The organism is Streptomyces humidus (genome assembly GCF_014649655.1).
GTDB lineage: Bacteria > Actinomycetota > Actinomycetes > Streptomycetales > Streptomycetaceae > Streptomyces > Streptomyces humidus.
Window position 1 is genome coordinate 276,931 of record NZ_BMTL01000007.1, and the last position, 25,297, is coordinate 302,227.

Genomic DNA, 25,297 nt, shown 5'->3' on the forward strand with positions numbered 1-25,297 from the left:
AGGCCCGGCCCGGTAGCTGCCCGAGACAGCGGTCACGGGTGCCGTGGGGTGCGCAAGCGTTCAGAACTCCTCATCACCGGGCTCCGTCAGCAGTCCGAACTCCGGCTCGTAGCGCAGCAGGGACTGCACATAGCCGTTGTGGAACTGCCAGCCCTGGCGCAGTACCGTCCTGACCGGCGCGAATGCGAGGTTGCCGACCCTCCGGCTGGCGCCGAGCGTGGGAACCGCGGTCTGCCCGGGCTCAAGAGAGGGGATCTCCACGATCAGGCGGTGCCCGAGACCCGGCACATAGACGTGCCACGGCGCCAACTGCGCCGGCAGGTACCCCGTATAGGGCCGCTCCTCGATGCCCCTTCCGTCCAGCTGGAGCTGGCGGCGCAGGATCTGCGCCAGCTCCGGCCGGTCGCTGCTGCTGGCCGGGATCACACGGTGCACCGCCCGGGACTCCATACCCGTGCGGCGCAGATGCCCGCAGATGTCCTGGCTGGGGCCCACGGACTCGCGGTACACCAGAAGACCGCAGGAGATCGCCATCCACGTGAACAGCAGGGCACGGAACTGCAGGTGCTCCGGGAGCGCGGGGTCATCGGCCTGCACCGGCCAGAAGTCGGGCTCGGTGTGGACCTCCTCGTGGAAGGTCAGCCCTCCGTGGATCATCAGCATGCTCGGCTCGGTGATGCTGGCGCGCACACAGGCTGCCGTATCCGTCCACCAGGACCACCAGGTGCCACCGTCATAGGCGGGCCCCCAGGACACGGCCCGCAGCACAACACCCCTCTCGATGTGCACCGGCGGCTCTTCCCACACCATCAGCCCGGAGGGTGAGGGCACAATGCTGGCGATCTGGGCGATGCACGGGACGCCTATCAGCCCTGCGACGCTCGCGGCGGCTTCCCGCGTGATGTAGAACAAGTCCGCTTTGCGCAGCCGGCGGCTTTCCGCGTTGGCCAGGGCGGCGGCCTGATCCTGCACCCGCTCAAGCGCCGCAACGGCGGGCGGCATCAAGAATGTCACTCCCTCCTGCTGCAGCATGTCCGTCCACGTCTGGGGCGCGTTGTAGTGGAGGAAGTCCAGTGTCTGCAGCCACAGGGCATGCACGTCCTGGATGCCGGTCCGGTCCACGCTCATAGTGGGCTCGATCCTGGAGAGGGATGCGGGCGGAAACGGTGCGGGCGCGGGGGCGGTTGTAACCTGTGCCGCCCGGTGCTCGCGGGCGTGGTCAGCGGCTGGGCAGGATCTCTTCCCGGCCGATGCGGATGGCCTGAAGGTGCTCGCGGGTGATGTCCTCGGTGCCGTCGAGGATCGCGGCGACGGCGGCGCCGCAGATGAGTTGGGACAGGTAGAGGAAGTAGCCGCCGGTCCGGTCATGCAGGTACTGGGCGTGCCGGGTGAGCACGTCCTTGCTCAGCTTGCGCATGCGCAGGTTCTTCTCGTAACCCTTGAGCACGGCCAGGAAGGGGGCCTGGCCCTCGGCGTCGTCGCTCCAGGGAAGCGGGTCCACCCAGGTGACCGGCAGCAGGCTGCGCACCTTCTGTTCCTTGGCCACTGCCGCCTTCAGGTCGGCTGGGGTGGCCCCCGGCTGCAGCCGCTGGTGGGCGGTCCACAGCGCTTCGTCGCGGCGGTCGCAGCCTTTGCGGGCGGCATGGACGATGTCGGTCGCGCCGGTGCCGCAGAAGATGGTGGTGATACCCAGCCGGGTGCGCAGGAAGTCGAAGTAGTGCAGGATCGGGCCGAGTTGGGCGGGGGAGACCCGCTGGATGTCGTCGACCAGCAGCAGGCGGGTCTGCTTGCGCTCCAAGACGGTGCGCACGGGCAGGGACAGGTCGGGGATGCGGCGCAGCTGACGGGCTTCCGCCTCGCTCTTGGGCTCGGGTGCCAGAGCAAGGAAGGAAGCGATCTCCCATATCCAGTTGAGTTCGTTCTCCGGGTTGTGCGGGACGGTGATGTGCACGACCGGGACCCGGTCGTCGAAGTGCTTTTCGACCCTGCGCTGCAACTCCCGGCCGATAAGCCGCAGCAGGTACGTCTTGCCGGTGCCGGCCGGGCCGTCGATCACCATGTCCAGCAGGCCCTCGTACCGGTTGCCGTTGACACCGAAGGTGCCTCGGGCCCGCAGCAGACAGTCCTTCAGGAACGCGGTGTCGATCATCAACAGATGGCGGTGGTAGTCCACTCGCGGGTCGTCCTCGTCGACGTCCACGTCCGCGGGAGCGCAGTCCAGCAGGTCGGGTGGATTGAACTCGGTGCGCACATACCGGTCCCAGCCTTCCCAGGAGAAGATCCATGAGGGCAGGGGCGGCGTGGTGCGCACCAGGTGGGCGATCTCGGCCCGGGCATCGGATGCGGCGGGCACGGTGGTCTTCATTCAGCTCTCCTCGGTGGGTGAAGCCAGAGGCGGGGTCATGCGGGCGCAGCGGTGCCGGCCGGTGGCGGGTCGTCCTGGGAGTCGGCCGGGGCCCATGTGGGCAGGGTGTAGCGGCCGTTGTCGATGTCCCGGGCCGGCACGGGCAGCGAGGGAGCGGCGGGAACGGTGTCGGGGTCCAGCGGCGTGACCGGCGCCGCGGAGTCGGACGTGTCGCCGGTCTCCAGGCGGATCACGCCGCGGAACGGCAGGCGGGGCTCGGCCGCCTGCCGCGCGGTCGGTCCGCGGCGGGTGCGGCGGTGGCGTTCCTTCACGGCCAGGGTGATGGCCACCTCATCCTCGCGGCTGCCGCCGCCCAGCGCCCATTCCTCGGCGGCGTCCTGCCAGTGGTAGTGCGTCCACGGCAGGTCGGCCAGCATGTGCCGGTAGAGGAACTCCACCGGGATCCACCTGCCGCTCAGCCGGTGGTCATACAGCCAGGCGACGTCGGGATAGTAGGGGTTGTAACGGGCCTCCCACCGGCCGTTCTTGTGCGCGAGTCCGGAGTCGAGGCCCTCCAGGTCCCACAGCGGCCCATCGAGGGAGCGGTAGGTGCGGTTGTCGATCTGGACGCCCTTGTCGGTGACCGTCACCCAGGCCGGCACCAGCAGCTTGCGGTTGTCCTCGGCCGTCAGCTGCCGGGGACGGTAGCCGTAGCTCGCCACCAGCCGGTCGTACATCTGGTTCGGGGACAGCACCATCCCCGGATACAGGGGGCTGCGCAGCCCCTCGTGCGGCTGCTGCTGGTAGTCGAGCGCCACCCATTCCTCGGCCGCGGCCTGTACCTGGTTGATGCTGAACAGGCGCTGGCGTTCGATGCCGTAGCCGCGCTGCTCGAAGCTGCGGCCCGTCCAGCCCTTCACGAACTGGCTGAAGGTGTCGGCGAAGCCGTGGAAGAAGGCCTCGGCCAGCGGCTTGTCGGTGGGCGTGTCCTTGCGGGCGTATTCGATGCTGATGCCCAGGAAGCTGCACACCATCTTGAAGTGATCGCTCAGATAGGGGCTGCCCTGGTCGATGACGATGGTCCGCGGGTGGATGACCGGGCGGGCCGCGACGGCCTCGGCGAAGCGGGCGTCGGCCGCACACAGCTGGCCGTAGGGCAGGGCCGAATTGCGGGCCGCGGTCAGCGGGTCCCAGCCGGGCCGCATGGGCAGCGGGGCGAAGCACTGCGCCAGCAGCAGCACCAGATCGAACGCCTTGGTGGCGCGGCCCCCGATGCGCTGCCCCGGCTTTCCCTCCCCGGTCACCACGGGAACGATCATGAGGGCCATGCAGGAGCGGGAGGCGACATCGATCGCGGCGGTCAGCTCGGCCGAGACGGCACGGCCGTCGTCCCCGATCACCTTGATCTTCAGCGGAGAGGTGTCGATCTGTACCAGCTGGCCCGGCCGCAGCGCCACCGACGGCGTGTACGGGCGCCGCGGCTTGCTGGCCTCGCGTGAGCGCCGACGCGTGGTCTTCTTGAGCTGCTCGGTCAGCCCGAGCTCCTGCATCCGGGTGTAGAACGTCGAGCGGGGCAGCAGCAGCCGCTCCGCCTCCCGGGGATCCTGCAACTCCCGGCGGTAGCGCTGACGGACGAGGGTCTCGACGTCCTCGTACACGCGGTTGACCCGGCCGCCTGACTCGCGGGCGTGGCGGGCGGTGACCTCGTGCATCAGCGCGATGACCCGCTTGTCGGTGCGGCCGCCCGGGTCGGGGGTGCGGGTCTTGCGGCCGTCGTACAGCAGCACCAGCGGATTCTCGGCGGCAGCCTTCCAGGCGCGGCGCCGGTCATCCAGCGCCCGCCAGCTGAACTCCATGCCGACGGCGGCGAGTTCGGCCGACTTGGTCTGGCAGCGCTGTTTGAAGGTGGTGGTGTCCGGGTCGTAGCCGGGGCGGGCCGTGGTGGAGCCGGGCCGCAGTCCGGTGTGGAGTTCTTTCATGTGCTCGTGCCACCACAGGGCCTTCTCGCGCTCTGCCGGGGTGGCGGCCTCCAGCAGCTCGCCCAGTGCAGGCAGGCGTGCGCGGGCCACGTCCTGTCCGTCGTTGTCGAGGACGGCGAAGTCCGGGGCGCTTTCCACCTCCCGCCACAGCATGTCCACCGGCGCCACATCGCCCGACTGCGGCCGCAGGGTGATCTGCCGCCCTTGGAAGGCGCTGACCTCCCACACGCCACCGCGCCAGCGCACCAGATCCCCCAGGCAGACCCGGTCGGTCTCGAACCAGCCCGACACCGTGCCCGTCATCGCTGCCCCCTTGCCGCCCAGACCGGGGAGAAGGGCAGCAGCGGCCGGCTCCAGTCGATGTCCAGACGACGGCGCCAGATGAGCTGGTACACATGGTCGCGACCGAGGAACTCGGGCACTCCGCTGGCCAGGACGCCCTCCTTCAGCGGGCGCGGCCGTCGAAACGCGGCCAGCAGGGCCCGCTCATGCGCCTGATCGCAGACGGCAGGCTGCCGGAAGTCCGCCACGAGCAGCAGGTTCTCCCGCCGCACCCCGTGCGGCACCGGGCGCATGCACACGCTCCAGCCGGCCTGAGCGGCGACCTCGCGCAGGGCGGCCAGGCGTTCGCGCCACTGCGGGCCCATCCGGTGCGGGGCGAGCACCACGGCCTGCCGCTGCTGGTCGCGGGTCAGGGCGATGAAGTCCGGCCGCCACCGGTGCCGGATGCGACCCTGCTCCCAGTGCAGTTCGACCGGCTCCCCGGCGAACCGGCTGATGGCGGGATCGAAGTCCAGCTCGGTGGCCACATAGGTGCGCCGCTTGGACCCGCACACCACCAGCGTGCCGGTCGTCGCCGACCACCAGTCGGTGAGTTTGCCCTGCCGGCCGTGGTAGGCGACCGGATCCGTGGGCGGCTGGCGCTCCTCCAGCGCCACCCCCCACAGCGCCTCGGGTGCGACACACACCAAGCGGCCGTCGTCGTCGAGATGCCACGCCCTCACCTCACGCACCCGGAGCCTCCCTCCGCGTCTCCCGGCCGGAGCAGTCGCCCCGAACCAGGCCGTGACGCCAGCCTGACCGTCTCCCGCCCGCAGCGGTCAGCGCACCGAAGCAGGCATCACTCGAACGGGTGATGCCCTCTTGACGAACCCGCTTCCGGTCAGCTCGCCCTTGACGAGGGCCAGTTCTCACACCATGCAGGAGCGCTCGCGCAACGAGCCGGACGGCTCAGCGAGTCGGCTGTGCCCCACGGCCAGCACCCGCCGACGGCGCCGACGGGCACCACCGGCACCGTCGGCGAAGGGGGCCGCAGCTGGCTGAGCATGGTGATCCAGCCACTGCGCCAGCTCGCCCCAGCCGTCCACGTCCTCCAGCCCCCAGCCGGCCATCAGCTGCTGCACGTCCTGCACCCACACCGCCCGCGCCGCAGGCGTGCGCTCGCCACGCTGCTCGTAGCGCAGCATCTCCCGCGCCAGCTGGACGGCCTCCGGATAGATCACCAGGGGGCCCGTGCGCAGCTCCCGCGCTTCCAGTCCCGCCCGCCAGGCCCGCTGCGTCCAGCTCCACACGTCCGGCGTACGTTCCCACCAGCGCGCCACCATCTGGAAGCCGTCGGCGAACAGCTCCGCGCCCGCCGCCCCGAAGCGGCGCTCCAGCCGCAACCGGTCGGCGTGCGCACGCACCACCTCCGGCAGTCCCTCCAGAGCCACCACGTGCGGGTCCTGGCCGCGGTGGTCGTCCGTGAATCGCCGGTGACGCAGGCACACCCGCCACGGATCCGGCCACATCAGCCACGCCGCCTCACCCACGCCCCGGGCAAGGGCGCACAGGTCGCAGCAGCGCACCACATGCCCCTCACGGACCTCGAACGGCCACTGCCAGCGCGCCGGATCATCTCCCGGCAGCAGAAAACGGGCCTGGAGGTTGGTCAGGGCCAGCTGCAGCCGGTGCGGTGTCCGGCCGGACAGCACCGCCAGATGATCCAGTGCCGCCCGGTTGACATAGAGCTCCGCCAGGGCCGGCAGACGAGGATTGACCGGTTGGCGGCCCGTGCCCACCCGGTCCAAAAGATCTCCGAGCTCCAACTCGTGGGCATGTGCCAGCCGATTGACGAACGAGCCGGTCGACTCGCCGGCCAGGTGCGGCACGGGCACCCGCAGCCGCAGGCGCGGTCCCCATACACCCGTCCTGTCTGCCATCACACCCCCCACCAGGACCGCATGCGCCACAAGCCGGCCGCGCGCGGCCCGGCCGGGATCACGCGCACAACGCAACCTCCGCATCCCAGTCCCGACCGCGCACCGCCGCAAGCCCCCGTCACCCGTTCGAGTGAAGTACGGGCGTCTGTGCACTGCAGGGCGGCAGGCCCCCCTTCCACCCTCGAGGAGGGACCTCTGCCTCCAAAACCCGAAAGGAGCACGGCTATGGCCGAGTTACCCCGGTTGCGTACCTCGCTGCGCCCGTTCCAGCAGCAGGCGGTCGACAACTGCGTCACCGAGTTCCTCCTCGGTGCGCCCCGCTGCCGTGTCGACTCCCCGTGCGGCAGCGGCAAGACCTTCATCGCCCTCAACGTCGTGCACCACATGGCGCCCACGGGCACCTCCGTGAACGTCGTGCCCACGCTGGAACTGCTCGAGCAGACCGCGCGCGAGTGGCACAAAGAAGGCCGCCCCGGCCGCTACCTCGCCCTCAGCGGAGATCCGGACCTGCCCAAGGACCCGGCCCTGCGCGGCGTCCTGACCGCCGTCACCACCCCTGCCGCACTCGCCGCGGAGATCTCCCAGGCCGACGGCCCGGTCAGCGTCTTCGCGACCTACCACTCGCTGGGAAAGATCGCCGAAGCCCACCGGCTGTTCCACATGCCGCCCTGGGACGTGCTCGTCTGCGACGAGGCCCACCGCACGGCCGGCAACCTCGCCAAACCCTGGGCGCTGCTGCTGAACAGCCAGCAGATCTTCGCCCACCACCGGCTCTTCGTCACCGCCACCCCCCGCAACTTCGAGTCCAAGACTGGCCAGGACCTCCCGGTCGACATCGAAGTCGCATCGATGGACGATCTGAACCTCTACGGCCCGGTCGTCTTCCGCCTCTCCCTGGCCGACGCCATCGACCAGGGGCTGCTGGCCGACTACCGCATCGTCGCCATCGAGGTGGAAGACGCTGACCTGCGCGCCATCCTCAACCGCAACCCGATGCTCGCCGCCGACTCCGAAGGCCTGCGCATGGCGGCCGCCGAGGTCGCCCTGCTGCGCGCCATGCACGACTACGACCTACGCCGCGTCCTGGTTTTCTCCCCTCGGATCAAGGCCGCCGAGGTCTTCGCGGAGACCCTCCCCGAGACGGCTGCCCTGATGCCCAAGCGGATGCAGGGCCCGCTCCAGGTCGGCACCGTCAACTGCGAGCAGAGCCGCTACGAGCGGCTCACCCAGGTCAGCGCCTTCAAAGAAGCCTCCCTGCCCTCCAGCGACAAAAAGCCGATGCGGGCCGTCCTGACCAACTGCATGATCTTCGCCGAAGGCGTCGATGTCCCCGCCATCGACTCCGTCCTGTTCACCAGCGCCAAGACCAGCACGTACCAGATCGTCCAGGCCGTCGGCCGGGCCCTGCGCCCGGTGCCCGGCCAGAACAAAGTCGCTCACATCATCATTCCCGTCTACAAGGCCCCCGGCCAGGACCTCGCCGACGCCGCGAAAGGCACCCGCTTCTACCTGCTGCAACAGGTCCTGTCCGCCCTCAAGCTCTACGACGAGCATGTCTTCCACCGCGTCCACTACCTGCGCCACCCCAAGCCCACCGACCCCCTGCACCCGGTGGCGCGCCCCGAACGCGCCGACGAACTCATCCCCCTGCTCAGTCTGTACGCCGAAGACCCCCACAACTGCATCTGGGAACTCGGCCTCGAAAGCGCACGGCGCTACCGCGAACAACACGGCCACCTGAAGGTCCCCAGCAGCTACTGCGGCCCCGACCGCTTCTACCTCGGCTGGTGGCTGGGCAACCAGCGCTCCCTGCGCATGAACCACAGCCTCAAGCCCGAACGCATCGAAGCGCTCGACGCGCTGGGCATGATCTGGGAACACCCCCGCACCAGCATCGAGCACCGTCTGGACATCGCCCGCGGCTACCACGCCCAGCACGGCCACCTCTCGCCCGTCCCGGGGGAACGCTTCCGGGGCATGGACTTCGGCCGCTGGATCAACACATGCCGCACCAAGGCCCGCCGGGGGCAACTGCCCTACTGCTACCAGCGGGCCCTCACCGAGATCAACCCCTGGTGGAACGCCGACTGGGACAAGCACGGCCACTGGCGGCGCATCTACGCACGCGCTCTCGCAGCCGCCCGCCGCGGCGAACTGGCATTTCCCGACCTTGCCCCCGACAGCGACGACCGACCGCTGGAGCAGTGGCTCGACAAGCAACTCCAAGTCCTGCCCACCCTGAGCTCCGCTCAGCACAACCTCCTCGGAGCCCTGCCGCTCCACCACCCGCTCGCCCTGCTGCTGCGCCCGCCCCGCAGCCAGAGCGAACGCGCCTTCGCCCACGGCCTGCGCCACGCCCACACCTACTGGCGCGCCCATCAGCACCTCAACGTCCCCTATGACCATGTCGTCTGGGACCGCGGCAGCTCCTTCCGCCTCGGGGAATGGCTCTCCGACAAACGCCTGCGGCCCTACCGTCTGACCCGCGAACAGCTCGACGCTCTCGAAGCACTCGATATGCGATGGACACGAACGCTGGCATAAACCAGTCGACTCTCTGGCAAACCGGGCGCCCGCCGGGGGAGCGGTAACGCATGGGGGACCACACCCGCTTCATCCGCGTCGATCATGCACAGCACCGTGAATGATCCCGAGGTAGTGGGCGGACCACGCACCGTGGCAGGTGTCGCACACGGTCTTGCGCCAGCCTCCCGGCTCGTCCTTGCGGTACGGACGCCGCCGGGTGCACCGCAGAACTCGCAGGTACGTACCGACTCCGCCTCTGCCGCAGCCACCACGCCACGCAGCGCGGAACGGTCGGCCCCCTCAGCCTCCACCTGAACCCGCAGCACGCCGAGCTTCTCCTTGAGGCCGGTGGGCACATGACCGGGGGCAAGCGTGCACAACTGCTGGTGCAGGCGGGTCAGGACCTCTTGCCAGCCCGGAAGGAGAACGCCGCGCGAGCTGTCGCGGCCACCCTCTACGTTAGCGAGCGCACCGCCCACCGCCGGCTTCGGCAGGCCCCGGAACTGGGACTGGGGCCGGCGGACCCGCCGATGGCGGCCGCTGCCACAGGTAAGGAGCCCGCGGCCGCAGCGGAACCGCCGGTCCTGCCGCCGATGCTGTGGCGATGATCGCGGCTTCAGCGTGGTCCGAAAGGCCGGCGGCGGCGACCGTGCCGCGCCCGCGACGGGCGGCGTGCCGGTCATGACAGGAGAGCTTCGCCCGCCACTGGCCAAGGCGATCAAACCTCGCCGAGAACTGCTCAGGCTTCGTCGAGAGGAGCACGGAGTGTCCGGACGCCGGTGCGCCGTCCCCCAACTCCACATACTCGATGTGTGTTTGACGTGCGATCCGATGTGCGCTCCATGTAGGGTTGGGGCTGGAGGTGACTCTCGTGTCCGACGAGCAGAACGGGCTCTTCGCATCGGTCGATGCCCTGCTGGAACAGGCGGCGGCACCGGATGCCCTGCCGGTCCCCGCCGAACGCAAACGGCTGCGCGAGGCCGCGGGCCTGAGCCAGGACCAGGTCGCGAAGGCGCTGGATGTGCGACGCGAGACGGTGACCGGCTGGGAGGCGGGACGCACCGAGCCACGCCCTCCCGCGCGGGCCGCCTACATCCGTCTTCTCGACGGCCTCGCTGCCCGCTTCCCCGCCCCCGAGTCGCCCTCCGACTCGGCGCTAGGACCTCGTACCGGCCCATCCGTCAGCTCGCAGCCGCATGCGCCCACATCGCCCGTCCTGCCCGCGGCAAGCCCGGCGGCCCCGGTCCGGGCGGTGAGCGCGCGCCCGCCGGTGGCCAGGAAGACAGCGGCCGCGCCTGTCGCGGACGCGCGCTTCGCCCACGGGCCGCTCGCCGTCGTGGACGGCGACAGCGCGGCCTACTGCGCGGACGGCCTGGTGCTCGACTGTCCGCTCGCCGACCTTCCGGCACTGGTCAACTGGGCGCTGGGCGAGGCGAAGCTGGGTGCTGCCCGCCTGCACCGCTCGGGCAAGGACGCCGACCCGCTGATCGTGCTGACCGCCTCCGCCGTCCAACGCCTGGGCCTGCCGGCCGTGCTGGAGGACCGGCGCGGCCTGCGCCTGCCCGACGACCACCCGGCGCTGAAACAACTCGCCGCAGCACAGTGGAAGTTGACGAAGCGGGGCTTCGGCCCGTGGGCGCGGGTCTATCGCACGGCCGACGGTGCACGCCGCCAGTGCGTGCAGTTCGCCGTCGTGCCCTGGGGCGCGCTCGACACCCGCTCCTGGGGCACGGCATACCAGCTGGAGCCGGCCGAACTCGTCCGCTTGCTGTCCAGCTACGCCACCCGCGTGCTCACTCCGTGCGGCTCCACCGCCGTCACCGGTCTGGAGCTGATGACCGCGCTGCGCCCGCCCACCCGCGCGGTGAAGGACCCCGCCACCGGCAAGTGGGTGTCCGGTCCGATGCCCGGCTCGCTGAGTGAACCGGTGGAGTGCGCCCCGCCCGAGGCCCCCGACGGCCATCCGGCCGTCGCCGCCCTGTATCCCCGCTTCCACCAGCGCACCCCCGACCAGGTGCTGGACGAAGAGGCCTACCAGTGGGCGAGGCCGCTGACGGACGAGGAATGCATGAAGCCCTACGTCGTCGGCATCGACGTCAACATGGCCTTCGCCGCGGCCGCCAACCGGCTGACCGTCGGCCTGTCCGCCCCCGTCCACGTCCACCGCCCGGTCTTCGACGCGAGACTGCCCGGCTCCTGGCTGGTCGACCTCTCCCACATCCGCCTCGACGAGCGACTGCCCAGCCCGTTCACCCCCCACGGCGAGCCGCCCCAGGGCCCGGCCTGGTACGCCACCCCGACCGTCGCCTACGCCGTCGAGCTCGGCTACTCCGTCGCCCCCCTCGAGGCCTACCTGCGCTACGAGCACGGCCCCTACCTGGACGCCTGGTACACCCGGCTACGGGACGCCTACGTCGCCACGATGGCCGACCTCGGCGTCACCCCGGACATGCCCGAAGAGCAGTTCCTGGCCGCGATGGCCGACTACCAGCAGACCGATCCCGTCCTTGCCGCGGTGCTCAGCGCCGTCAAGGCCACCGTCAAGGGCGGTATCGGCAAACTGCGCGAGCGGGCCCGCAGCGGCGGCTGGCGGCCGGGCGAGCCCTGGTCCGCCCTCGCCCGCCCAACCTGGCGCCCCGACATCCGCGCCGCCGTCATCGCCAGCGCCCGCACCAACATGCACCGCAAGATGCTCAAGCTCGCCACCCACGTCGGCCTGTACCCGGTCGCGATCCTCTCCGACTGTGCCGTCTACGCCTCCGATGGCCCCAGCCCCCTCGACTTCCTGCCCTACCAGGACGGCAAGCCGCTGCCCGGAGGCTTCCGGCTCGGCGTCTCACCCGGGATGGTCAAGCACGAGGGCACCCAGAGCGTGCTGTGGGCCGAGGGCCTGCTCGAGGAATACGGCCCGGATGTGAACATCGCCCGGCACATCAAGACCGGCATCGTCTCCGGCCAGGACGAAGGGGAGTAGGCACTGATGGGCATCCTCGCCGACAGCCTCGACAAGGCCGACGCCGCGCACTTCACCCGCCCCCTGCCGAAGTCGGCCCAGAAGCAGATGCAGTACCTGGTCAAGCAGACCAAGGGCACCCAGGCCGCAGCCGACCTGCTCGGCGTCACCCAGCGCACCGTCGAGCGCTACCTCACCGGACAGTTCAAGCAGCCCCGCCGCGACCTCGCGGAACGGCTCGCCGACGAGGTCCGCAAACGGTGGCAGCCCCGGGTGCGCGAGAGGGCAAAAAAGCAGGCCGCCACGACCGGCGGCATCGTCATCGACACCCGGGCACGCTTCGGGTTCACCGCAGCCCCAGGCACCACCGACGACCCGCGGCTGCGGCCCATCACTCAAGGCCTGCCGCCCGCCTACGCCGCACGGCTCTTCGACGCTCACGCCGCCGGAGCCGCCGAGCAACAGCTCCAGGAAATCGTGGCCGAAGGACTCCAGGAGATCTACTTCAAGGACCGTGGACGGCGCGCACACGGCCTGCTGGTGGACTTCACCGACATCGACTACCTCGACGTCGACTACTGAACGGGGCGGTGCTCCTTCCGCGCGCTCCGGCATCTTGAGTCAAAGCGCGATGGTTGTCACATAGGCAGGCTTGTTGTCACCTTCGAGGTTGGGCGCCGGAGTCGGGGGTGTCGGCCGGCTCCATGGTGGTGGGTCGGCGTCCGCCGCAGCAGGCCACCACTGCTGTCGCCGTGGAGTTCAGGAAGATCGTGAACCAGGATGATCTGTCCACCGCGTCGATGGATCCGGTACGAAGCGGCTCTTCCCCGGCTCGCCGAAGGATGTCGATACTGTCGGCCAGGCCATCGATCGTGTGGCCACGCTTCAAGGAGTGGTGCATTCGCCCCCGGAAGACGCCCGCGTGCCGGTTGGCCGGGACCAGGCCGTCCCAGACGACGAAGTCAGCCCCGGCGATCAAAGCGTCGCGTGCAGGCCCGCATGCCGGAGTCTGTTCGCGGAGCATGGCGATGAGGTCGTCGCGAGTCACACTGCGCGCCGGCGACTGGAAGACCAGTGATCGGCTATGTGAGACAACTCCAGCGCCTCTCTGGTGACAGTCCGACTGCTTCAACCTGGTTCCTTCGCAGGCTATCCGGTGCCGTCGGTGACAACCACCGAGCCTCGGCACACATCTGCGCCTGAGTGCTCGAGCAACTGGGCGTGATAGACGGCCGGTACGCCCCGCTACCGGTTCAGGCGAGTTCCTCCCCGTACCGGGCGAGCAGCGCGCGGAGTGCGTTGGCCCTGGCGTCGTCGCGCCCCTGGAGACGGTTTTTCTGGTTGCGCTTCCACCGGGCGAGCGTCCTCTCCTGCTCGCTGCCGAGGGGCAGGCTCGGCCGCAGCTGGCCGTGTGCTGTGCCGAAGTCCGTGAGCTGCCGGAACATCGCCTCCCACTGATCGCCCCGCTGGTCCCATGTCCATCCCGCCAGCGCCTCCAGATCGACCTTCTGCGAGTCCAAGAGCCTGCCACGGTTGGTGCGCCAGGAATTCAGCCAGATCCCGATGAGGTGGCCGTTCCACTCTTCGCGTTGCTTGATGGATGCGACGGACCGACCGGTGGTGGTGACGAACTGCTGCATCAGCTGAACCTTCGCCGTATGGCTGTCACCGAAGGGGGCCCAGGACCAGCCGGGTATCTCCTCCAGGGCCTTGAGCTGGTCGTCCGGCAGGTCGCGGCCGTGCGCGACCAGGTCTTCGCGTCGGCTGCGGAGGTTATTCGCCCACACGGTGGCCTCGCGGCCCGGCATCGCCTTCTCGCGCTCGTCCGGATCCGTGGCCTCGGCACGCCGAAGGTAGGCACGGTACCGGGACCAGAAGCCGGCTTCGTGCGCGGTGCCGCTGGACCAGGTGGGGATGGCGGCCAGCCGCTCGACCCGATCCGGCCGCAGGCGTCCCTGGCGCTGCAACCCCCTCTGCTTGCGGCTCCATCTGCCCAGACTCCGGCCGTCGACAGCCACATCATCGGTGGGGTAGCAGTTGCCGGCATCGGCGGCATAGGCCACCAGGGCCTCGAACATGGAGTCCCAGGCATCGTTGTGCGCCGTGTACTCGATCTTCAGCGCCTGCTCGCCGATACGTTCGCGGATCCATTCACGCGCCGTCGCGGCACCTTGCGGAGCGGCAAGGGCCCGGTAGCGCTCGGCTGCACCAGCATCGACCAGGCCGAGCTGCGCCAGGTGGTCCAGGACGTCGGCCGCGGCCTCCTCGGGCTCGGCGACGAAGCCGACCACGACGTCATAGGCGCTGTCGAGGAGGCTGAGGGGGTCCTCACGGATACGCACCACGGTCCAGCCGGCGGAGCGCAGCCGCTGGGACTTCATGCTGTCCTTGCGCCGTGAGTCGGCGGTCCCGTGGAAGTAGGAGCCGTCGAACTCCAGGACGAGACGCAGGCTGTCGGCCTCGATGACCATGTCGACATGCTCGACGCGGGTGGTACGTATGGCGCCACGGCTGGGGTCGATGGGAAGGACAGTGCTGAGTTCCGCCTTCAGGCGCAGCTCCTGCGCGGACGTTTTGACCAGGCGGCAGTCCGGGCAGCCAGTGCCATAGCGCTTGCGGAAGCCTCCCGTACGGTTGCCCACGACGGCTTCCCACCCGTCGTGATCGTCAGGGAAGTCCGGGCAGCGCCACCAGACCTTCCGGCTGGCTCCTACCGTGAGTTCATCCGCCGTGATTCCCGACTTCTCGGCGTCCAGCGTTGCGGCCAAGTCCGGCTTCACCGTCGACAACCGGTTCTGGTCCGTGATCTGCACGCTGGCCAACGCCCTTTGCCCCTCCGCACGAGCGGTCTCTTTGCGGGCCGCACCACGGCCACCATAGGTGCTGCCCCTGACGAGGGGCGGCGCGATCTTCCTGGCCTCTGCCCGGAGCCGGCCTCAACACCGCGGTGCCTGGTGGCGGCGGGGCCGTACTGCAGGGCGGGCTCGTGCACGGGGCTGGGGCAGTTGCCAAAGCACCTCGTCGTTCTCCCGGTTGTGGTGCCAGGCTCCCAGTGTGCGGGTGGTCACCAGCCGGTCGAGAAGCTCTCCGGTCTGCTGCGGGTTGTGCCCGCACAGGCGGGCGAGGACGTCCATATCGGCGCTGTGTTCGGCATCGACGGACATGTGTGCGGCCAGCACCAGAGCGGTCAGCCGCAGGGCGGGCGGCGCGGCCGGCAAGGCCAACGGTGCGGGGCGCAGCGCCCAGTGGGCGGCGCGGCAGCGGGCACGGCGACCGGGCGCCTGGTCCAGGACCGCGGCATCGAGCAGCCGCACCTGCACGGGCACCGACCTGACGGCCGGCGGCTCCAGCCAGCCGGCGTGGGCCAGCTCCTGCCACAGCTCCCGGTGCCCGCCCAGGCGCATGCCGCGCAGCAGACCCGTCGGCAGCCGGACATGCCCGCGGCTGTTGGTGCGAAGGGCGCACTGCAGGCCCAGCAGCCGGGCGGCGGGGGAGGTGAACCGGGGCAGCGCGGCGCCGAGGTAGGTGAGCATCTCCCGCACCCGCAGCCGCTGGTCGGACTCCACCCGGAGCCCGACCAGCGGCTGCGGCGGCGCGCAGGCAGAGGGAAGCGGCCGGGGAGAGTTGACCAGCGTGTCCGGCACCACGGCGGTATGGCTGGTCGCCGCCGCGCAGGCCGCGCAGGTGTCGGCCAGTCGCCAGGTGCGGCCGCTGCGGTCGCGGGTGAGGGCCAGTAGCACCGGACCGCCGCACCCCCGGCGACGCGGATGCCACAAACAGCCCTGCACCCGGCACTGGCAGCTACGCAGATACGCCGGCAGTGCGTCGGCGCGGGCATGGCAGGCCAGATGTGCCAGGGCGGCGGACCGCGCGGAGGAGGCCGTAAGGGGAGAGGTGTGGGCGGTGCAGGAGGGGCAGACGAGCGTGGGGCCGCCCGCCCGCGGACGCAGCTCCACTGTCCAGATGCGCCGCACTGCGGCATGCGCGCCACCGAGCCTCATGGGCTGGTCGTCCTCCTGTCCGTTCGCGCCGTGGCGGGGGCTCACCGTGACAGGCCCCCGAGACGGACGCACCGTAGTGCAGTTTCCCGCACTGCGAAGCTCGCCTTCACCCGCTCCGCCCGGCGAAAGTGCAGAAACCCGCACTGACGGGGCAGGGGTCTGCACCGTCGGATGGTGGGGTGACGATCTTGCCGCCCGCCCCCGACCTCACTGCGCTGCGCGTTGTGCTCGCGCGCCTGCGGGCCGAGCGCGGCTGGACCTTCGACGAACTCGCCGACCACAGCGGTCTGGCCCGGCGCACCCTCATCGACCTCGAACACGGCCGCACCACCGGCAGTGTTACCACCTGGCACGCCCTCGCCCACACCTTCGATGTGCCCATCGAGCACTTCCTGGGCGCCCTGTGCGAGCACCACACTCCGCCCGGCACAGCCCGTTCCTGAACCCTCACTTCGCCCCGGCGTGCACCACGTCATGAATCACCCGATCAGGCATCAGGCATAGAACAAGCATCCGCAATGACGCTCATGTGTGCGGGATTGTTGGGCTGGCCGTGGGAAATCCCTCCGACACGTTGCTCGCGCCTGCGTGTCGCCTGGCACGGTCCCTGCCATGTGCCCCACTCCCGCCCCTGCCGGCCGACACTGGGACGGCAGCCCCCGCGTCACCCACCGCCCCCGCCCCCTGCGGGTGACCGCCACCAGCCCCAGCCGCCTGCTGCGCGCAGGCCAACACGGCCGCTGCCGCCACTGCGGCAACCGCATCGACCTCTACCCGCGCACCGACCAGCGGCCCATCGCCCTGCACCCCACCGAACTGACCGCCGCCCACGTCCCCGAATCCTGCCGCTGGCACCTGAGCGGCGGCATCGCCCACCCGCACGGCGACGGCAGCGCCTGGTGCCGCATCCCGCACGCCGTGCTCTGCCCGCGCCGCACCCCCACCTGCCGACCCAGCCCCTGCCTCGAGGCGCTCCGCCGCCAACTCGCCGTCCGTACCCGCCGCCTGACCGACACCGGCGCCTTCACCCCTGCCCTGCCCTCAAGCGGCGGCGCACCGGCCGCCGACGCCGACGGACCTGACCACCCCGTCGTGCAGATGCTGCTGTGCCGCTACCTTGCCGAGCGCCCCGTCGAGGGCCTGCGCTGCGTGGCCCAGACCCGCCACCGTCACCACTGCGCCAACCCGGTCCTTGCCACCACCAGCCCGGCCGGGACCTGGAGACTGCTGCCCACCGGCCCCCAGCGAGGTCAACTCGCCCTGCCCGACACCCTGATGGCCGTCTACGACCTGGGCCACCTCCCCTACAGCGAGCAACTGCGCTGGCGCGCGCAGCACTGCCCCGCACATGCCGCCGCCCCCGGCGTCGCCGACCTCGCCCTGGCCGGATGGCAGCCCTTCGACGCCCTCCTGCACGCGGCGCACATCCACACCCGCCTGCCCCAACCCCCGGCCCGCCGACACGGCAGGGGATGACGATGCCGCATCACGCCCTGGAAATCGTGCTCACCCGCCCCCTGTGCCCGGCAGCCCTGCTCCGCGCCGCCCGCGTGCTGCCGCTCGCCGCCAACCACGACGCCACCCGTCTGATGGCCCTCGTATCTGCCAAGACCCCCCACCGGGCCGCCCGCCGGCTGCGCCACCGGCTCGGCGCACGGCTGCCGATCGACGTGATCACCACGCACTACCCGGACGCAGACCACAAGGTGCTGCTCAATGTCGTCTTCCCGCCCGCCGCGCACGCTGTCCTCACAGCCGATGCCCGCCGCGCGCAGCAGACCCCGGAGCGGTACGTGGAACTGGCCCTGCACCGGGCCCTGGCCGAGCACGCCGACCAGGAGATCGACCGCCTCGACCACGCGGTGGGCCAGATGCTGGCCCATACCACCCCCGCCTACCTGCTGTCCGCCGTCGGGCACGCGCTCACCCGGCTCCCCGAGAGGCCCACGCCATGAAACCGACCGACGAACAGACGGCAGCAGCCGACGCCTTCCACGCCGGCGACCACCTCGCCCTGCAGGCAGGCGCCGGCACCGGGAAGACCACCACCCTCGCCCTCCTCGCCCGCACCACCACCCGCCGCGGCCGCTACCTCGCCTTCAACCGGGCCATCGCCCAGGACGCACGAACCCGCTTCCCGAACACCGTCCAGTGCAAGACCGCGCACGCCCTTGCCTACGCGGCCATCGGCCACCGCTACACCCGCCGCCTGAACGCACCCCGCCGCCCGGCCTGGCAGACCGGCCAGGCCCTCGGCGTCACCAAGGCCATCCGCATCGCAGAGCGCGACATCTCCCAAAGAGCCCTCTGCCACACCCTGCTGCGCACCGTGGCCCGCTTCTGTCACACCGCCGATGAGGCCATCACCCGCCACCACGTGCCCCGCCTGCGCGGCCTGGAGAACAACGATCTCCACACCCAACTCGCCGCCCACATCGTGCCCTTCGCCCGCAAAGCCTGGAGCGACCTGCACAACCCCGACGACGGCGCGGTCCGCTTCGACCACGACCACTACCTGAAAATGTGGGCCCTCACCCAGCCCAGGATCGACGCCGACTTCCTGCTGCTGGACGAGGCCCAGGACACCAACCCCGTCGTCGAACACATCTTCCTCAGCCACCGCGACCACGCCCAGCTCGTCATGGTCGGCGACTCCGCCCAGGCCATCTACCACTGGCGCGGCGCCAAGGACATCATGACCGGCTTCGACGGCACCCAGCTCACCCTCTCCCAGTCCTTCCGCTTCGGCCCCCACCTCGCCGAGGAAGCCAACCGCTGGCTGCACCTGGCCGACGCCCCCCTCCGCCTGACCGGCACCGAGACCGTACCCACCGAACTCGGCCCCCTCACCCGGCCCGACGCGGTGCTGTGCCGCACCAACGTCGGCGCCATGTCCCACGTCATGGGCCTGATGACCGCCGGATGCCGGGTGGCGCTGGCCGGGGGAGGAGACAGCCTGCGCGCCCTGGCACTCGCCGCCCGCGACCTGAAAGAAGGCCGCCGCACCACCCACCCCGAACTTCTCCTGTTCCCCTCCTGGGGCGAACTGCAGGACTACGCCGCCCACGACCCGGCCGGCCGCGACCTGCAGCCCCTGGTCGACCTCGTCGACACGCACGGCACCGACGCCATCCTCACCGCCGTCGCTCAACTCGCCCCCGAGCAGCACGCCCAGGTGACCGTCTCGACCGCCCACAAGGCTAAAGGCCGCGAATGGCCCGGCGTGAAGATCGCGGACGACTTCACCCCGCCTCAGGACCCCGACCAGCACGACGACGCGGGCCAGGCCGTACCCGCACCCATCGACGACGGAGAGGCCCGCCTCGCCTACGTCGCCGTCACCCGCACCCGCACCCGCCTCGACCTCGGAGGCCTGTCCTGGATCCACGAACACCCACATGGGACGCCCTGACGTGTCCCCGGCGCTGTTCACCTGCTGGGGTGGGTCGCCCAGCACGCGGTGGCATCCTGGGCGGTCAGAGCTACCACGGGTGTGGCACCCGATTCCGGCAGGACCGGGGCCAACGCCGGCGGTTGTACCGGGCCCCCGCGACGTCGTGGGCCCGTGGACAAGCAGCCTCACCCGGCCAGGTCGCGTCCGATGATCTCCTTCATGATCTCGGTGGTGCCGCCGTAGATCGTCTGGATCCTTGTGTCGACGAAGGCACGGGCGACCGGGTATTCGGTCATATAGCCGTAGCCGCCGTGCAGTTGCAGGCATCGGTCGATGACGCGCTTTTGCAGTTCGCTGACGAACCACTTGCCCTTGGCGGCGTCCACGGCGGTCAGCTCCCCCGCGTTGTAGGCGCGCACCGAGCGGTCGACATAGGCCTCCGCGATGTCGAGCTCGGTGGCCATCTCGGCGAGTTCGAAGCGGATGTGCTGCAAGTCGCCGATGGGCTTGCCGAATGCCCGTCGGTCGAAGCAGTAGTCGCGGGTGAGGTCGAATATCGCCCGGCTGGTGGCGATGGCTGTGGCGGTCACGCCGAGCCGCTCCCTGGGCAGGTGGCTCATGAGCTGCGGCAGCCCCTCTCCGGGGGAGCCGAGCAGGTTGGCGGCAGGCACGCGCACCTCTTCGAAGTACAGCTCGGCGGTGTCCTGGCCGGGCAGGCCGATCTTGTCCAGCTTCCGGCCGCGGGTGAAGCCCGGCATGTCCCGCTCAACCACCATGAGGCTGAAACCGCGCGACCCGGCGTCGGGGTCCGTGCGCGCGGCGACGATCACCAGGTCGGCCATGATTCCGCTGGAGATGAAGGTCTTCTGGCCGTTCAGGATCCAGTCGTCGCCATCGGGACGGGCCGAGGTGCGGATGCCCCGCAGGTCGCTGCCGGTGCCCGGTTCGGTCATCGCGAGCGCGCCGATGGTTTCACCGCGGGCGAAGCCGGGCAGCCAGCGCCGCTTCTGTTCGTCCGTGGTCAGGTCCAGCAGATAGTGCAGTACCAGGTCGTCCTGCAGGGCGACGGTGAGGCCGAAGGACAGCGTGTGGACGCGGGCGATCTCCTCGCAGACGACCATGCGGTAGCGGTAGTCCGACTCGCCGGCGCCGCCGTATTCCTCGCCGATCTGCAGGCCGTAGATTCCCGATGGGCCGATGGCCCAGCTGGCCGGGCACGACATCGGATACATCGCCCTGACCGGTGCCCTGCACGCGATCGGCAGCTCCGGCGGACCGCCGCAGATTCCGCTCAATCTGCTCGGCGACTTCGGCGGCGGCGGAACCTACCTCGTCATAGGCGTCCTCGCGGCGCTGCGTGAAGCCGACCGCACCGGCAGGGGACAGGTCGTCGACGCCGCCATTGTGGACGGCACCGCCCATCTGCTGGCCGGGACCCACATGATGCTGGCGACCGGGACGTGGCAGGACGAGCGGGGCGTCAACCTCGTGGACGGCGGAGCGCCGTTCTATGCGGTGTACGAGACCTCCGACGGCCGCCACATGGCGGTCGGCGCACTGGAGCCGAAGTTCTATGCCGAACTGCTCGTCGTCCTCGGCCTCGACGAGGACCCGGCAGCTCAGCACGACCGCACCCGGTGGCCGCTGCTGCGCGAGCGCATCGCCGGGGCGTTCACCGGCCGCACCCAGAGCGAGTGGGCACAGGCGTTCTCGGCGTCGGACGCCTGCGTGGCACCGGTGATGAGCCTGCGCGAAGCCGCCGGCCACCCGCACCTCAAGGCCCGCGGCACGGTCGTGGAGCACGACGGCGTCCTGCAGCCCGCTCCCGCACCACGCTTCTCCGGCTCGCCCACCACCCTCGGATCACCCCCGCCGGTGCCCGGCCTGCACACCGCCGACGTGCTCAAGGCGTGGGGCGTCGGCGATGCCGAAGCGCTGCTGACGTCGGGGGCCGCCGTACAGACAGCCGCGGTCTAGGCGCCGCGGACCGCTCGGGAGGGCGTGGCGGCCGTACGCCGCGTCCGGCCCTTCGTTGTCGGCTGCGCGGCGCCCTGTTCCTGCACGGCCGCAACCCCCAGCCCATGACGTACGAGTGACTGCGCGGTGCGGACGACGACGTCCAGCGAGCCCTGGCGGGGGTTCCACCATTCGGCGGCCCAGTTCAGGGCGCCCAGGACGAGCATGCGGGAGACCCGGGGTTCGAGGTCGGCGCGCAGTTCGCCCGCCTTCTGGGCGTCCTGGATGAGGGTGCGCCACACGTCCCCGTACTGGGCCTCCTCGGCGAGCTGCCGAGTGCGGATGTCCTCGGGGAGTTGGCCCGCGTTCCTGATCGCGGCGGTGGCGAAGTCCGAGATCGCCAGCTGAAAGCGCAGGTGTTCCTCGACGGCCGTGTCGATGCGGTCCATGGGGCCGGCGTCTGCCGGAAGCGCGTCGAGCGCCTCCACGAGGTGCTCCCGCATCCGGGCCACGCCGACCCACATGACCTCTTCGATCAGCACTTCCCTGGACGAGAAGTAGTAGTAGATGGCCGGAGCCTGGATCTGGGCCTGCTCGGCCACATCGCTCAGCCGGGTCCCCGCGTACCCTTTGCGGCTGAGGACGTGGGCCGCAGCGTCCAGGATGCGCTCTCGCGTGCGTGCCGCCTTGGAGTCATTGGGCTCAGCAGGCGGCTTGCTCGCGGTTTTTTTAGGCATGAATCAATTATAGGTGTGACCTGCCGTGGCGCTGACGTGCGGTGTGTGTCATCGTCCGTCCGGGACTGGCTGTACAGGGCTGTCCATGTCGTCCACGAGGTGACGTACCGCTTTGACCGTTCCGGCCGGGTCCGTTCCGACCGGGTCCAGGTTCAGGGTGGTCACCCCGGCCTCACGGTAGGCGTGGATCCGCTCCGCGACATAGCCGGGCGGCCCGATCATCGTGGTCCGGACCAGCCATTCCCGGGGGACTGCGGCCTCGGCTTCCCGCTTCTTCCCGTCGAGGTAGAGGTCCTGGATGGTCTTCGCCTCGGCTTCGAAGCCGTACCGGCAGGCCAGGTCGTTGTAGAAGTTCTTGCCGCGGGCACCCATGCCGCCGATGTACCGGGCGACCATCGGCCGCTCCTGGTCCAGCAGGTCGTCGACCGGCAGGTTCTCGCCGACGGCGACCGGACCGCCGGCGACGACGTCCAGCGGGGCCAGGTCCGGGGAGCGCCGGGCGCTGCCCGCGGCGAGCGCCGGCCCGAAGACCTTCGCTGCGCCCTCAGGCATGAAGAAGAACGACTGCCAGCCGTCGGCCACTTCGGCTGTCGCCTGCAGCGAGCGCTCCATCAGCGACGCCCAATAGATGGGGATGCGGTTGCGGTACGGGTGGTTGATCAGGCGCAGCGGCTTGCCGAGCCCTGTTCCGCGGTCGGCGGGCAGCGGGAGCTGGAAGACCTTGCCGTCGTGGGTCAGGGCTTCCTGCCGCCGCCAAACGCTGCGGCAGATCTCGATGGTCTCTGTGATCCGTCGCATCGGCTGCTCGAACGGCACGCCGTGGAAACCCTCGATGACCTGCGGTCCGGAAGCACCGAGCCCGAGGGTGAACCGGCCGCGGGACAGGCTGTCCGCGCCGGCGGCGCTCATGGCCAGCAGGGTGGGGGTGCGGCTGAAGACATTGACGATGCCGGTGCCGATCTGGATCCGGTCGGTGATCGCGGCGAGGTAGCCGACGAGCGACATCGCGTCGAAGCCGTAGGCTTCTGGTACCCACACCATGTCCAGGCCCGCGGACTCCAGTTCGCGCACCAGCCCGGCCGTCTCCACCGGGTCACCGGTGTACCTGGACAGCAGCATCGACAGTTTCACATCGTCCTCCAGTCGGGATCCCCGGCCGGTCCGGCGCTTCGCGTACCGGCTCTTGACGCCAAGGGTGTTCTCCAGCGTGTTGTTGAACGAACGCCTCGTCGTTCTTGCAGCAGTCAGGGGCGTACACAGCCCCTACACCAGGCCTCCCCGGCTGATCAGCTGGGCGGCGATGACATTGCGCTGGATCTCGTTGGTGCCCTCGCCGACGATCATCAAGGGCGCGTCCCGGAAGTAACGTTCGACGTCGTACTCCGTGGAGTATCCGTAACCGCCGTGGATCCGTACGGCGTTGAGTGCGATCTCCATCGCGGTCTCGGAGGCGAAGAGTTTCGCCATCCCGGCCTCCATGTCGCAGCGGCGCCCGGAGTCGAACCGTTCTGCGGCATGCAACACCAACTGGCGGGCCGCGGTGAGCTTGGTGGCCATGTCTGCGAGGTAGTTGCCGATCGACTGGTGCTTCCAGATCGGCTTGCCGAAACTCTCGCGCTCCTGGGCGTAAGCCAGCGCGTCGTCGAAGGCCGCCTGCCCGACTCCGAGCGCCCGGGAGGCCACCTGAATCCGGCCGATCTCCAGGCCCTTCATCATCTGGGCGAAGCCGTCTCCCTCCACTGCGCCCAGTACCGCGTCGGCGGGCGCGTGGTAGCCGTCGAAGGAGAGTTCGCAGCTCTCCACTCCCTTGTAGCCGAGCTTGGGCAGGTCCCGGGAGACGGTGAGCCCAGGGCCGTGCTCGACCAGCAGGATGCTGATGCCCTTGTGCCGGGGTGACGCGCCGGGGTCGGTCTTGCACAGCAGCGCGATGAGCTGCGAGCGGCGGGCGTTGCTGATCCAGGTCTTGGTGCCGCTGATGACATAGCCGCCGTCCGGCCGGCGGCGGGCGGTGGTGCCCATCGCCTGGAGGTCGGAGCCGCCGCCGGGCTCGGTCAGGGCCATCGTGGCCCGGATTTCGCCGGTCGCCATCCTCGGCAGGTAGCGGTCCTTCTGCTCGTCGGTGCCGAAGGCCAGAAGCAGCTTGGCGACCACCGTGTGGCCGCCCATGGCCCCGGCCAGGCTCATCCAGCCCCGGGCCAGTTGTTCGGTCACTCCGACATAGCAGGAGGTGGACACGGGTGCTTCGCCGTAGGGCTCGGGGATGGCGAGGCCGTAGACGCCGAGTGCCTTCATCTGGTCGATCAGCTTCTCGGGGTACTCGTTGGCGTGCTCGAGCTCCCGCACCACCGGCCGCACATCCCGGTCGACGAACTCCCTGACGATGTCGACGACGGCCTGTTCCTCGTCGGAAAGGATGGACATGCGGCTCTCCTCGCTCGGCTACCGGTCTGGCGTCCAACCGGATTATAGTCGAAATTAAATTAAAAGAGAGAGGGGCTCGGATGGCTGAGGACAATCCGGCGGGAGCGCTCAGGTCGTGTCTGTCGGTGCCGGGGTCGGACGGCCGCAAGATCGCGAAGGCGGCCGGATCCGGCGCGGACGAGATCGTACTCGACCTTGAGGACGCGGTGCCTCCGGCCGGCAAGGACGGCGCGCGGGCCCTCGTGGCCTCCTGGTTGGGCCGGAGGGCGGAGATCGGCCCGCGGATCGCGGTACGGGTCAACCCGCCGCGGACTCCGTGGTGCCACGCTGACGTGATCGCCTGCGTGCGTCAGGGTGGCACGGCGTCGATCGTGCTGCCCAAGGTGGAATCGGCCGGGGACCTGGCCTTCGTGGACCGGCTGCTGGACGGGGCGGAGGCTGCCGCCGGATGCGTCGAGCCGGTCACCGTACAGGCGCTGATCGAGACGGCGGCCGGCCTGGCCAACCTGCGCGAGATCGTGGCGGTGACCTCCCGGCTGACCACCCTGATCATCGGCTATGCCGACCTGGCGGCCTCGCTCGGCCGCGCGGCCGACATCCCGGCCGAGACCTGGCTGTGGGCGCAGGACACCGTCTTGACAGCCGCCCGCAGTGCCGGCCTGGCGGCCGTGGACGGGCCGTACCTCGCGGTGGCGGCCGACGAGCGGTTCACCGAGAGCGTGCGCCGCGCCGCACAACTGGGCTTCGACGGCAAGTGGGTCATCCACCCGTGCCAGATCCAGGCA

The 25,297-nt window shown here is 70.3% G+C and carries 21 protein-coding genes; 9 read left to right on the forward strand and 12 right to left on the reverse strand.

Going from position 1 to position 25,297, the window contains the following annotated elements:
• Nucleotides 1-60: 60 nt before the first annotated feature.
• The 5 genes from IE239_RS10920 to IE239_RS10940 form a co-directional block, all read right to left on the reverse strand.
• Nucleotides 61-1,128 (reverse strand): hypothetical protein, encoded by a 1,068-nt coding sequence (locus IE239_RS10920; protein WP_053744006.1) that lies wholly within the window; start codon nt 1,126-1,128, stop codon nt 61-63.
• Nucleotides 1,129-1,219: 91 nt separating this feature from the next.
• The gene (locus IE239_RS10925) at nt 1,220-2,365 is read right to left on the reverse strand and encodes an AAA family ATPase (protein WP_053744007.1); all 1,146 of its coding nucleotides are present in this window, start codon (nt 2,363-2,365) and stop codon (nt 1,220-1,222) included.
• Nucleotides 2,366-2,400: 35 nt separating this feature from the next.
• Complete coding sequence (locus IE239_RS10930; RefSeq protein ID WP_053744008.1) at nt 2,401-4,626, reverse strand: hypothetical protein; 2,226 nt, start codon at nt 4,624-4,626, stop codon at nt 2,401-2,403.
• Nucleotides 4,623-5,336, reverse strand: coding sequence for a TnsA-like heteromeric transposase endonuclease subunit (locus IE239_RS10935; protein ID WP_053744009.1), 714 nt, complete (start codon nt 5,334-5,336; stop codon nt 4,623-4,625). Before IE239_RS10935 ends, IE239_RS10930 begins: the two co-directional genes overlap by 4 nt.
• Before the next feature lie 177 nt (nt 5,337-5,513).
• Nucleotides 5,514-6,524, reverse strand: coding sequence for a TniQ family protein (locus IE239_RS10940; RefSeq protein ID WP_190149034.1), 1,011 nt, complete (start codon nt 6,522-6,524; stop codon nt 5,514-5,516).
• 225 nt (nt 6,525-6,749) lie between these two features.
• Here IE239_RS10940 and IE239_RS10945 point away from each other — a divergent pair, with 225 nt between their 5' ends.
• The 3 genes from IE239_RS10945 to tpg all read left to right on the forward strand — a co-directional run bounded on the left by IE239_RS10945 (nt 6,750) and on the right by tpg (nt 12,585).
• Nucleotides 6,750-9,068 (forward strand): DEAD/DEAH box helicase, encoded by a 2,319-nt coding sequence (locus IE239_RS10945; protein WP_190149035.1) that lies wholly within the window; start codon nt 6,750-6,752, stop codon nt 9,066-9,068.
• Nucleotides 9,069-9,921: 853 nt separating this feature from the next.
• The gene (gene tap, locus IE239_RS10950; protein WP_190149036.1) at nt 9,922-12,024 is read left to right on the forward strand and encodes a telomere-associated protein Tap; all 2,103 of its coding nucleotides are present in this window, start codon (nt 9,922-9,924) and stop codon (nt 12,022-12,024) included.
• Between the two features lie 6 nt (nt 12,025-12,030).
• A complete protein-coding gene (gene tpg / locus IE239_RS10955) occupies nt 12,031-12,585 on the forward strand; it encodes a telomere-protecting terminal protein Tpg (RefSeq protein ID WP_053744014.1) in 555 nt (184 codons plus the stop codon).
• A 76-nt stretch (nt 12,586-12,661) separates the two neighbouring features.
• Here tpg and IE239_RS10960 read toward each other — a convergent pair whose 3' ends face one another.
• The 3 genes from IE239_RS10960 to IE239_RS10970 all read right to left on the reverse strand — a co-directional run bounded on the left by IE239_RS10960 (nt 12,662) and on the right by IE239_RS10970 (nt 16,004).
• Nucleotides 12,662-13,051: a hypothetical protein gene (locus IE239_RS10960; protein WP_053744015.1), complete on the reverse strand. Its 390-nt coding sequence runs from the start codon at nt 13,049-13,051 to the stop codon at nt 12,662-12,664.
• Between the two features lie 205 nt (nt 13,052-13,256).
• Nucleotides 13,257-14,816 (reverse strand): Helicase associated domain protein, encoded by a 1,560-nt coding sequence (locus tag IE239_RS10965; RefSeq protein WP_229878024.1) that lies wholly within the window; start codon nt 14,814-14,816, stop codon nt 13,257-13,259.
• A gap of 123 nt (nt 14,817-14,939) precedes the next feature.
• On the reverse strand, nt 14,940-16,004 hold the full coding sequence (locus IE239_RS10970; RefSeq protein ID WP_053744017.1) for a hypothetical protein: 1,065 nt from the start codon (nt 16,002-16,004) through the stop codon (nt 14,940-14,942).
• Nucleotides 16,005-16,183: 179 nt separating this feature from the next.
• On the opposite strand from IE239_RS10970, the gene IE239_RS10975 reads away from it, so the two are divergent.
• The 4 genes from IE239_RS10975 (at nt 16,184) to IE239_RS10990 (ending at nt 19,416) form a co-directional block, all read left to right on the forward strand.
• Nucleotides 16,184-16,447, forward strand: coding sequence for a helix-turn-helix transcriptional regulator (locus IE239_RS10975; RefSeq protein ID WP_053744018.1), 264 nt, complete (start codon nt 16,184-16,186; stop codon nt 16,445-16,447).
• A 169-nt stretch (nt 16,448-16,616) separates the two neighbouring features.
• Nucleotides 16,617-17,480: a DUF6083 domain-containing protein gene (locus tag IE239_RS10980; protein WP_053744019.1), complete on the forward strand. Its 864-nt coding sequence runs from the start codon at nt 16,617-16,619 to the stop codon at nt 17,478-17,480.
• Nucleotides 17,477-17,959, forward strand: coding sequence for a hypothetical protein (locus IE239_RS10985; protein WP_053744020.1), 483 nt, complete (start codon nt 17,477-17,479; stop codon nt 17,957-17,959). The genes IE239_RS10980 and IE239_RS10985 overlap by 4 nt, the downstream gene beginning before the upstream one ends.
• Complete coding sequence (locus IE239_RS10990) at nt 17,956-19,416, forward strand: UvrD-helicase domain-containing protein (protein ID WP_053744021.1); 1,461 nt, start codon at nt 17,956-17,958, stop codon at nt 19,414-19,416. The genes IE239_RS10985 and IE239_RS10990 overlap by 4 nt, the downstream gene beginning before the upstream one ends.
• A gap of 167 nt (nt 19,417-19,583) precedes the next feature.
• Here IE239_RS10990 and IE239_RS10995 read toward each other — a convergent pair whose 3' ends face one another.
• Nucleotides 19,584-20,621, reverse strand: coding sequence for an acyl-CoA dehydrogenase family protein (locus IE239_RS10995; protein WP_229878017.1), 1,038 nt, complete (start codon nt 20,619-20,621; stop codon nt 19,584-19,586).
• Here IE239_RS10995 and IE239_RS11000 point away from each other — a divergent pair.
• Nucleotides 20,596-21,375: a CoA transferase gene (locus IE239_RS11000; protein ID WP_107090975.1), complete on the forward strand. Its 780-nt coding sequence runs from the start codon at nt 20,596-20,598 to the stop codon at nt 21,373-21,375. The two genes, IE239_RS10995 and IE239_RS11000, sit on opposite strands and share 26 nt — an antisense overlap.
• Here IE239_RS11000 and IE239_RS11005 read toward each other — a convergent pair.
• The 3 genes from IE239_RS11005 to IE239_RS11015 form a co-directional block, all read right to left on the reverse strand.
• The gene (locus IE239_RS11005) at nt 21,372-22,091 is read right to left on the reverse strand and encodes a TetR/AcrR family transcriptional regulator (RefSeq protein ID WP_078960715.1); all 720 of its coding nucleotides are present in this window, start codon (nt 22,089-22,091) and stop codon (nt 21,372-21,374) included. The genes IE239_RS11000 and IE239_RS11005 overlap by 4 nt on opposite strands.
• Before the next feature lie 48 nt (nt 22,092-22,139).
• Entirely contained in the window at nt 22,140-23,222 is a 1,083-nt protein-coding gene (locus IE239_RS11010; RefSeq protein WP_053744023.1) for an LLM class F420-dependent oxidoreductase, read from the reverse strand.
• Between the two features lie 132 nt (nt 23,223-23,354).
• Entirely contained in the window at nt 23,355-24,512 is a 1,158-nt protein-coding gene (locus tag IE239_RS11015; RefSeq protein ID WP_053744024.1) for an acyl-CoA dehydrogenase family protein, read from the reverse strand.
• 80 nt (nt 24,513-24,592) lie between these two features.
• Here IE239_RS11015 and IE239_RS11020 point away from each other — a divergent pair.
• Nucleotides 24,593-25,297: HpcH/HpaI aldolase/citrate lyase family protein (locus IE239_RS11020; protein ID WP_229878018.1), on the forward strand; the 705-nt coding region annotated here is incomplete at its 3' end.